Below are 8,685 nucleotides of genomic sequence, written 5' to 3'. Positions count from 1 at the left end.
GCCAAGAGCTACCGCACCAAGAACTGGCGCAGCACCGCCACCGATGCCAATGCCGCAGCTAACGGGCAGCTTGCAACTGTTGAAGCTCGGTAAGGGTGTAGGACATCAGAACCATTTCCTTCTGCCGATCCACGATCCGCCGCGGCGCTTCGAACGTGGCGCTGACGTCTCATCGGGCTGAACCTCAGCGGCGGGCGGCTCGCTGTCGTGCCGTGGCTCGGGCGCCGGCTCATCCGCCGATCCGCCGAGGACCGTGAAGCTGTTTTCCGGCACCGAACGGGCCCAATCCGGTGCGGTCTCCCAGTTGATTTTTTCGGCGCGCAGCACGATCGCGAGCGCCCGGCCGTAGACGGCCAGGTCGAGCGCCTCGTTGCGGACTTGCCCTTCCTTTTTCCGCCAGCCCTTGTCGGTTCGGCGCTCGGCGGTGAATTCCTTCAGCACCCGTTCGTCAATCCAATCGGGAATGTGGTAGCTAATCTGGCCCGTCTCGTTGCGCGCCAGCGCCGCCATTACCTCATCCTTCAGCACGTCAGTGCCGACATTGACGATCAGCAGATCGCTGGGAGCCTGGCCCTTGCGGCGACGTTGCCCGATGACTTTTTCCGGCGCCCGCTCCAATGCCCGGGGACGATCAAATCCAGCCTGTCCCTTGGCGATGAAGACGCGGCGGCGAAAACCTTCCTTGCGAGCCTTGCGGTAGAAAGCATAGGCGTTGGACGTCACGCCGGCGGCGCCGCCGGAATCGGCGATCAACGCAACCGGCTGCAAAGCATATTCCGTACCCGTCACGGGATAGGACTGCTCAAGCAGCGGAAACAGCGCTTCCCAGTCCTCCGGAAACCTCGCCGGGTCGATGGCACGGTCGGCGGCATTCGGCGCGCCATCCGGCGGCGTGTGGATGTCGAAACGGTCGATCATCCACCGCTCCAGCCCTTCGCCCCACGCCTCGACCTGGACAACGAAGCGATTCGACTGCACGTCGACAGCTACGGTAATGAAGCGCGTTTCCGCCGGCGCCGTCTTCTGGATCGCCTCGGCGGCTTTTCCCTTCAAGAAGTCGAGAGTAACGTCGGATCCTGAGAGGTTGCGAGGCAGGTAAGGCAGGCCCTGATCGACGTTTATGGTCGACTTGAGCGCCTGCTCGTCACCGGTCAGGCGGAAGGTCTCGACGGCATTCAAGTAGGTCAACGTCAACTGTCGCCAGTCCTGAAACGCTGCCGCCGTGCCCTTGAGCCAGTAGCTGACCGTGTCGACGTCGCGGTCCATTTCATCGATTGGCACGAGACGGGCATTCTTGCCTTCGTGCAGCCAGCGCCCGGCCTTGTTCAGTTCGGTCTTGTGGCGATGCTCGAAAATCGCGCCGCAGTGAGGGCATGCTGCATGCACGCTGGCGGCGCGTTCGGCAGATGATCCGGACTTTGCGAAATGGAGCGTCGAGAAATCCGGCTCGAACTCACGGTCGCAGTCGCGGCAATTCCAATACCAGCGCCCACGGGTTCCCTCGTTGAACAACGATAGGATGCCAGTGCAAGGCGGCGCGCGATGCGGCTCGGCCTTGCTTGGTTTCCAGTCCTCGTCGAGGATCGGTCGGCCAGGCGATGATTCCGCTATGACCTTGCCGAGCGAGCCAAAGGTCTGGATGCGCTTGCGGCCGAGCGAAAACGGACTGCCTTCGCCATCCACGTTTTCGGTCATCCGATCATAGTCGGTGAACAACACATCCGGCAGATCGCGTGCTGAGAGCTGGCCTATCACGGGATAACCTACCGAGAGACGCATGCCGCCCTGAAAGCGCTTGTCGAAAATGTTGTCGTTCGCCCGGCCGGGCAGTTGCCGGCGCGCCACCTCGGGAGTGGCCCGGATCATCGGGCCAAGCTTCTCCAGGCTGAAGTCACGCGCCTCGTTACGACCGATGTGAACGACTAGCATCTTGCGCGGCTGGCAGATGACGCGGTGCACGATCACATTGAGCACGAGCGCATCGGTCTTGGCCGTCCGTGCAGGTCCGGCGAAGGCGATGCAACGGAACCGCCTGGACGTGCTCATGTCCATCGGCTCGACCATGTAGGGCGCAACGTCGTTGCGCCACGGCCCGTTGTAAGCCTCGTTGTTGATGCGCCGGTACTTCGACGCCGCCTCAGAAACGACGATGCGATCGGGCGGCTGCAGTGCCGGCCGCGCCTGCCTGATCAGCGCCGGCAGATTTGCATAGTGTAGCGACCCACCATCGCGGCCAAAGTCTTTGCGATGATGCAGGTTCACGTCAGCGCCATCTCAGGCACCGCCGGTGTTTCTCTTTTGGCGAGATCATCGGCGAACGCGTCGACCGCTCGCGCGATCTCTTGCAGGATGTCGTCGCCGGCCCGGACAGCCCGTTCCGTCTGGGCGCCGTCCATGCCGCATTCCCGTGCGAGCGTGTCGGGCAGCGTCTCGATCCCCTGCCGCATGAGGCCGAAGATCGTCTCGACCAGGTCGAGCACCGTCGAGGCCTCGACCAGCTCGCCGCGGCGAAGGGCCAGTTCCTGCCACTTTGATTCCGCCTCGTAGACCTTCATACGCTCGGACGGCGGTAGGCTTCGTTCGGTATCCCCTTCCTTGCCGCCGATCAGCGCCAGCTGCATCTGACGAACGATGCGCTCCTGAGCCTCTTCTTGATGCTTCGACGTCTCGTCGCGCTCCTGCATCCAAGCGAAACACTGGGAGAGTTGGAAGGCATAAGCCTTGCCGTTCGATCCTTCATCGAGGATCGGCATGCCTTCCTGCATCCACCGATCAATTGTCGGCTCCGTCTTCCCCAAGGCGCGCGCCAACTGGCCCTTGTTTAGGACCCCGTCAGCAACGCCTTGCGGCAATGGAAATCGAGTGCTGTCGCTCATCGCTCCAACAACAAAAACAACAACATAATTCGAACGTGTTTCGCCGCCCCAAAATCGCGTTTGTCCCGGGGTCCGAATACCCCGCGGGCGCAAGGGGCATAGGGAGGACCCAACCGGGCGGGGGACTCTATCGCGCGGTGCGAACCGCTTGGGCGAGCGCCGCCTCAAACTGGCGAGGGAACGATCGTTCAGCGATCCGCTGAGATAAATCGAAGAAGTTGTACTTCACCGAGTATCCGACCGAACTGACGAACAGGAAGAGAGGCTCGATCTTGCCCTTGCCTGACCGACGCCAGATGCCGCGCCTCAGCGCGCCTCCCGGCTTCGGGATGAAGTAGCGTGATCGTGTCGAACCAGCCCGCTTACGTGACCGCGAGGTCTCCCACTGCATAGCATCAGGCGATGCGGCGAGCTGAGACAGGATCTGGGTTATGACACCAGGCGATACGTTGCCGTAAGCGTTAAGCCGCAGACCAGAAGCCGGAACCGCATACTCACTGCTCGACATCACGCCATTACCGATGAGCCACTTCTCGAAGCCCTTGTGCGGTCGGCTCCCGCCCTCGACCTGAGGCATGAGGTAGTGCTGCCTGCTGCGAGGGCTATCCCTGAAACCGACGATGGCATTGAGATGCTGCTTGGTTGCAGGCGTGACCTGAAGACTGTTCAACGTGTAGGGCGTTGGCCTGTCGAAGAGCAAGGGAAGCAGATCACGATGATCGGCTCTGACCTCATTCGCGGTCGCTGTTAGAGCCTTGGCCGTGGCGAAAGGGACCTGCCCTGCGAACCGGTCTAGCCCATCCTTCCATGCAGCAATGTTGCTCTCGAGTGAGATGAACGACATCGAAGCTTTCCGGAATCTTATCCATTGCGGTGAAGCTGCTCGCTTCGCCTGGGGCTGATGGCGCGTCGACCTGTTGGTCTGCGACTCTTTCAGCTCGTCCTGGGACGGATTCGCTATTCCAATTTGGTGATGTCCGCAAGATCGAACTTCAACGGCACGGCGCGACCGAAGATGTCGACCTCGACACCGACCTTGTGCTTGTCGGCCAGCATCATCACCACAGCTTCGAACCCACAGAACGGGCCTGCATCAATGCTCACCTTGTCCCCTGTCCTGAGCGCATTAGTGAGCATGGCAATGGCGTCATGATCATTTTCGATACGCGCTTGAAACTTCACGATTTCCTCATGATTGACCGGCTTCGGACTGTCGCCTCCGCCGAGCGGATCGAGCACACCCTTGACCGTCTTGAGACCAGCCCATGTCGCCGCGCAGGAGACGACGTGAACGAAGATGTAGCCGGGGAAAGCAGGCGCCATGCACGGCTCAAGAGACTGGTGTTTGCGACCGCCACGACGCTTCGCCTCGACCTCGATCGACAGCATGACATGCTCGACCTTGGCATCATCCAGCAACTTATCCACAGCAATGTCGGCGCGGTCCTCGACCCGAAGCACGTACCAGCGAGCCTCCGGACCGTCCTGACCAGCCGCGGCGAGCATCGCCTGCTCGCGTCGGGTCAATGCGATTCGCTTGTCGCTCTTCTGCCAAGCTCGATCGACGTTGATGACCTCGCCCGTCGAGCGATCCACCCAGACGTGTTCCCGATCACTCAGCCGCTTCACGTCCGCCCGCATCATGGTTTCCTCGCACCGCTTGTTCAAACGCTTCCAGTCCTGCCGGCCCGCCAGCCGGGAAGTAGGCGACGCGTCCCGGATCCGGCAGCCATGGCCAGCCTTGCCTTGCGAAGTGGTCGCGCCATTCGATCCATTGCGGCGTGCCGACGGGCACCGCCACCATCAGCCCCTTGAGCGCATGCCAGCGCTCGCTGAAGCGGTAGCCAGTGCCCCTGTGCGCCAGCCGGTAGAGCGCGTCGACCTTCGGCCAACGCTCGGCCTGTGTGGCGCCGCCGGCGTTCTCGGGCCCGCCGATGACGGCGGCCATTACCCAGCCCATCCACACCGGCCCGAACGGCGGCGCATAGTCGTCGGCGCGGCCGGCGACCTCGACCTTGGGCGGCAGCTTCTCCCAGCGCTTTTCAGCAAGGTAGACGGCAAAGGTGCAGATCACCGTGCGCCCGCCGACCTTGGCGCTGGCGACGTATTCGGCCATGCGGTCGGCCGCCGTCTCGCGTTCGGCAGCGGTCAGCGCATAAGCCGCCGACACCGCCTTCGGCACGCTGTCGCTGATGTAGCTCGGCCAGCCCGGATGCGTTTTCTTTACCCAGCGCTCGACCGCTTTCTGATCATCCTCGCGTCCGCGCTCTTTCTCAGCGTTAAGAGGGGTCGTTAGAGAAGTGTCGTTAATAGGTGCCGGTCCTGGACCGGCAGGGGGTGCCGGTTCTGGACCGGCAGGGGGTGCCGATATACCGGCAGGGGTGCCGACTGGTCGGCAGGGTATTTCGGCGGCGGAATCGGCCGTTTCGTCGGCTGGTTTCAGCGCCGCCAGATTGTGGTGCACAGGGTCGAGGATGACGCGATACCAATGCGCGGCGTCGCGACCGGACAGCGTCTCTTCGACATGCCTTTCGAGATATCCGGCCTTGACCAGCCGCTCGATCGCTTCGAACACGGTCGAGCGGGCGCAGCCCATTTCGTCGGCCATCTTGACCTGGCTACGCGTGCACCAGCCGAGTTCGTCGGTGTGGCGCCCGAGCACGCAAAGCACCTGCAAGTCGCGCGGCTTCAGCGACCTGTCTGTGGCGGCACGAGCCGGGATGATGGAGAGGCGAGGCCCGCTCATGCCGTATCCTGCTTTCGCTTGGACCGCGCCCGATGCTCCAGCTTGGCGATCGCCATGATCACCGGCTTGAGTTCAGCCGGCGCGACATCGTAGTTGCGGCCTGATTTGCCGTTAAGCCGCGGCAGAAGCCCTTGCGGCACCAGCGCCCAATTCGACGGATTGCTGTTGGATTTGTTGCCGTCCAGGCATTTTAGAACGTGGCCATCAGGAACCGGGCCGTTGGCCTGCTCCCAGAGCCAGCGATGCTTGTGGACCCGCCAGGTTGACGCGCCCGTCCATGGGTTGCGCCTATCGGTGACGATCCAGACATAGCCGTCGTCACCAATCGACTCGTGCCCAGGGCCAATTCGGTTATGCGCAAGCTGTCCAGGCTTGAACTGCGTCGCGCGCGCATTCGGATGCCGGCCGCCACGCCCTGGCGGGCATGTCTTGCCTTTGTTGATCGAGACCGAACCTTTCTTGAACTGCCCCGTTCGACCTGTCTTCCAGGCCATCCGCTTGCGAAGGGCATGCAGCGCGGCTTCGGACACGTCTTGCCGCTCGAAGCGAGCGCAGAACGCTCGATGATACTCGCCGATGACCATGGTGCGGTTGTCGCGCAACCAGTCGATTTCGGCGGGCGAGTAGCGCATATGCCGGCCGGCGAATCGGCCAGGCGCGCGCCCAACCTTCCAGCCCCGGCGCTTTCGCAGCCCGTGCAGATTGATCGCCGCGACGTCATCGCGCCCAAATTCGGCAACGAACGCCCGGTGATAGTCGCTGATGACCATCGTGCGATTGGACTCCAGCCACTCCATCTCGGCGTCGCTGTAGCGGATGCCTTTCCCCTTCACTGCGCCCCCTCTACCTTTTTCTTGAAGTCCAGAGCCGGCGCATCAGGCGCCCCGATCATCGGCAGATGCTTCATGAAACGGTCACCGTGCTTGGCGACCAGTTCGCAGGCCTGCAGGTTGAGACGGGCATTATCGACGATCTTGTCGGCCACTTTGACAATGGCCTCGGTGCGGGCCACCTCGCTGGCGATCTGCTCCGTTGTCAGGGTCGCATCGTCGAGCCGCTCGAGCTGCATGAAGAGATGATCGTTGAGATCAGACAGTCTGTTCTTCGTAGCCATCATCGTCCTACCTTCTTCCAATCGGCAAAGCTCCCGCGCAGCGCTTTCCACGCTTCGCTTGCCGCCCCGCCATTGTTGAGTTCTTTTCGCGATTGCACGCCGAGCAGGCTGCGCACCTTCTGCGCCACGCGCTCGTCGGTCAGCGGCTTTTCCAGCCCGTGCCGCTCATGCAGGAACACCTTGAACGCCGGCTCCTGGCATTTCATGCCGCACTCGGCGGCGAAGTTCTTCACGTCGCTCGCCGCCGGTTCGCCGCGCTGCTCGGCCTGGCGGCGTGGCGCCGGCTCGCCGGTCAATGCACGGATCTTGCCGAACGCCTGGTCGAGCAGGTGGAGCAGGAAGCTGACGGTATCGGGCGCGGAGCAGACGAAGTCGATCTCGTCAACCGTCGCGGCATCGAAGCGCAGCAGCACCAGCCGCTCGCCCATCTCGCCGCGCGCCTCGACGAAGGCCCCGGCCTCGCCATGCACGCGCGTCCAATCGGCCGGCGCGATGGTGGCGAGCGCCGCGCGAATGTCGCGCAGCTTTGTCGCATTTGGCGACAGGCCTTGGTGCGACACCGGCGCGTTCATGGCTTCGGCCCTTTGCCGGCTATGGCGCGCAGGATCACGGTGCGGTCGCGACGGAACAGTTTTGCCAGCTTACCCGGAGACAGGTCGGGCCGCGCGGCGTGCGCCCGGCGAATCGCCTCATAGCGCGCCGTGACGAGATCGACGGACATGCCGGGACCGAGCATTGCGGCAAGGCTGATGCCATAACGCTCCGCCACGGTGTTCTGAATGCGGGCGATGCTGGGCAGCGCCGGGCCGACCTTCGAGACGATGTCCGCCGAAAGCTCCGCTTCAGCGACGATGCTGTCAGCGCGCGCCCTTGCATCGGCCAGCGTCCGCGCCGCCAGTTCACGGTCGGCCGTCGCCGCCGCCAGCATCATCCGCGCCTGCTTGAGCAGCGCCAGAGCGCCGTCGGCCGGCTCCGTCTTCGCTGGCGTTGCCTTGGCTCGCGGTGCAGGCATCCCGGCACGCTGCGCCAGCAGGCGGGCGCGGAGTTCCGGCGCATACATGTCGATGCGTGGCAGGTCCCGGTCCAGTCTGCGCATCGCGGCTTCAGCCATCGACATCGACCCCGAGCGATCCGAGCGCTGCATCGTTTTCGCAGATGCGCAGATCGAAGGCGGCAATGAGATCGCTACGGATTTCGGCCAGATAGCGAGGCATCAACACGATGTTGGCGGCGTCGCTTCCATCGCCGATGCAAAGCGTCAGCGTCTCGCCGGCCGCCAGCCGACTGCGCATGGTGATGTTCTGGGCGCGGGCTCCGGCTATCAGCCGCGCCTTTTCGAGGTCGGTCGCCTTCATTGATCGAACTCGCCGCAGCCGCGACCGACCTCGCCGGGATTTTCAGGCTTGGTGAACTGCTGCCACGGCACCCAGCCGCGCGGGCAGTGGAAGCCCCATGTGCGCAGCGTCGGCCCGGTCAGGAACAGCGTCCAGCACGGCCCATCGACAAGCTCGATGCGGTGCGCGGCAGACGCGGTGCGGAATTTCGTATCGCCGGCGCGCCGCTCGACGCGGCTGTTGATGCCGCCGCTCGCGATGGTGTGCTCGACATAGCGGCCTTGCAGCAGCACCGAGAGGTTCCACCAGGGATGATCGTGCAGCGCCCGGTCGTCGTCGGAGCGCAGGAAGTGGTGCAGGTAGACGTTGAAGAAGCGGTTGCGCGGAATGAGCCACCAGCGGCGCATGTAGGGATAGACGGTGCCCCCTATGGTGACATCGGGCTTGCGCTTCTCCGACAGCGCGATGAGGCGCGGCGCCAGCCGTAGGACGAGCGATCTAAGCATTTTGCGAAACTCCTGTTTCAGTGCTTTTCCCGTGAAACATCTTGTCCGAAAGGCCGCGCCGGGGACGCTTTCGAGCCGGCGGCGCGCCGACAGGCGCGCGGTAGAAGGC

The 8,685-nt window shown here is 63.5% G+C and carries 11 protein-coding genes; all 11 read right to left on the bottom strand.

Going from position 1 to position 8,685, the window contains the following annotated elements:
- Positions 1-105: 105 nt before the first annotated feature.
- Positions 106-2,262 carry a terminase gpA endonuclease subunit gene (locus EN750_RS08980; protein WP_127396201.1) on the bottom strand — a complete coding sequence of 719 codons (2,157 nt, stop codon included), beginning with the start codon at positions 2,260-2,262 and terminating at the stop codon, positions 106-108.
- Positions 2,259-2,876: a DUF1441 family protein gene (locus tag EN750_RS08975; RefSeq protein WP_281062276.1), complete on the bottom strand. Its 618-nt coding sequence runs from the start codon at positions 2,874-2,876 to the stop codon at positions 2,259-2,261. Before EN750_RS08975 ends, EN750_RS08980 begins: the two co-directional genes overlap by 4 nt.
- A 127-nt stretch (positions 2,877-3,003) precedes the next feature.
- Positions 3,004-3,720: a hypothetical protein gene (locus EN750_RS08970; protein ID WP_127396199.1), complete on the bottom strand. Its 717-nt coding sequence runs from the start codon at positions 3,718-3,720 to the stop codon at positions 3,004-3,006.
- A gap of 113 nt (positions 3,721-3,833) precedes the next feature.
- A complete protein-coding gene (locus EN750_RS08965) occupies positions 3,834-4,517 on the bottom strand; it encodes a transcription termination/antitermination protein NusG (RefSeq protein ID WP_245482654.1) in 684 nt (227 codons plus the stop codon).
- Positions 4,489-5,622, bottom strand: a complete 1,134-nt coding sequence (locus EN750_RS08960; protein WP_127396198.1) for a helix-turn-helix domain-containing protein — start codon at positions 5,620-5,622, stop codon at positions 4,489-4,491. The genes EN750_RS08965 and EN750_RS08960 overlap by 29 nt, the downstream gene beginning before the upstream one ends.
- A complete protein-coding gene (locus EN750_RS08955; protein WP_210212734.1) occupies positions 5,619-6,455 on the bottom strand; it encodes an HNH endonuclease signature motif containing protein in 837 nt (278 codons plus the stop codon). The genes EN750_RS08960 and EN750_RS08955 overlap by 4 nt, the downstream gene beginning before the upstream one ends.
- Positions 6,452-6,691: a hypothetical protein gene (locus tag EN750_RS08950; protein WP_210212733.1), complete on the bottom strand. Its 240-nt coding sequence runs from the start codon at positions 6,689-6,691 to the stop codon at positions 6,452-6,454. The genes EN750_RS08955 and EN750_RS08950 overlap by 4 nt, the downstream gene beginning before the upstream one ends.
- A 44-nt stretch (positions 6,692-6,735) precedes the next feature.
- Positions 6,736-7,308, bottom strand: a complete 573-nt coding sequence (locus EN750_RS39345; RefSeq protein WP_189526103.1) for a hypothetical protein — start codon at positions 7,306-7,308, stop codon at positions 6,736-6,738.
- Positions 7,305-7,832, bottom strand: coding sequence for a hypothetical protein (locus EN750_RS08940; RefSeq protein WP_145967516.1), 528 nt, complete (start codon positions 7,830-7,832; stop codon positions 7,305-7,307). The genes EN750_RS39345 and EN750_RS08940 overlap by 4 nt, the downstream gene beginning before the upstream one ends.
- A gap of 7 nt (positions 7,833-7,839) precedes the next feature.
- Positions 7,840-8,091: a hypothetical protein gene (locus tag EN750_RS08935; RefSeq protein WP_127396196.1), complete on the bottom strand. Its 252-nt coding sequence runs from the start codon at positions 8,089-8,091 to the stop codon at positions 7,840-7,842.
- Complete coding sequence (locus EN750_RS08930) at positions 8,088-8,576, bottom strand: hypothetical protein (protein WP_127396195.1); 489 nt, start codon at positions 8,574-8,576, stop codon at positions 8,088-8,090. Before EN750_RS08930 ends, EN750_RS08935 begins: the two co-directional genes overlap by 4 nt.
- Positions 8,577-8,685 lie beyond the last annotated feature (109 nt).

It is taken from the genome of Mesorhizobium sp. M7A.F.Ca.ET.027.03.2.1 (assembly GCF_003999175.1).
Lineage (GTDB): Bacteria > Pseudomonadota > Alphaproteobacteria > Rhizobiales > Rhizobiaceae > Mesorhizobium.
Note: the sequence above shows the minus strand (reverse complement) of the source record. Positions and strands in the feature narration are given on the sequence as shown.

Excerpts from the sequence above, each read along its gene's own strand:
- EN750_RS08975 (WP_281062276.1), bottom strand. The coding sequence starts at position 2,876 with ATGAGCGACAGCACTCGATTTCCATTGCCGCAAGGCGTTGCTGACGGG.
- EN750_RS08970 (WP_127396199.1), bottom strand. The coding sequence starts at position 3,720 with ATGTCGTTCATCTCACTCGAGAGCAACATTGCTGCATGGAAGGATGGG.
- EN750_RS08965 (WP_245482654.1), bottom strand. The coding sequence starts at position 4,517 with ATGCGGGCGGACGTGAAGCGGCTGAGTGATCGGGAACACGTCTGGGTG.
- EN750_RS08960 (WP_127396198.1), bottom strand. The coding sequence starts at position 5,622 with ATGAGCGGGCCTCGCCTCTCCATCATCCCGGCTCGTGCCGCCACAGAC.
- EN750_RS08950 (WP_210212733.1), bottom strand. The coding sequence starts at position 6,691 with ATGCAGCTCGAGCGGCTCGACGATGCGACCCTGACAACGGAGCAGATC.
- EN750_RS39345 (WP_189526103.1), bottom strand. The coding sequence starts at position 7,308 with ATGAACGCGCCGGTGTCGCACCAAGGCCTGTCGCCAAATGCGACAAAG.
- EN750_RS08940 (WP_145967516.1), bottom strand. The coding sequence starts at position 7,832 with ATGCGCAGACTGGACCGGGACCTGCCACGCATCGACATGTATGCGCCG.
- EN750_RS08935 (WP_127396196.1), bottom strand. The coding sequence starts at position 8,091 with ATGAAGGCGACCGACCTCGAAAAGGCGCGGCTGATAGCCGGAGCCCGC.
- EN750_RS08930 (WP_127396195.1), bottom strand. The coding sequence starts at position 8,576 with ATGCTTAGATCGCTCGTCCTACGGCTGGCGCCGCGCCTCATCGCGCTG.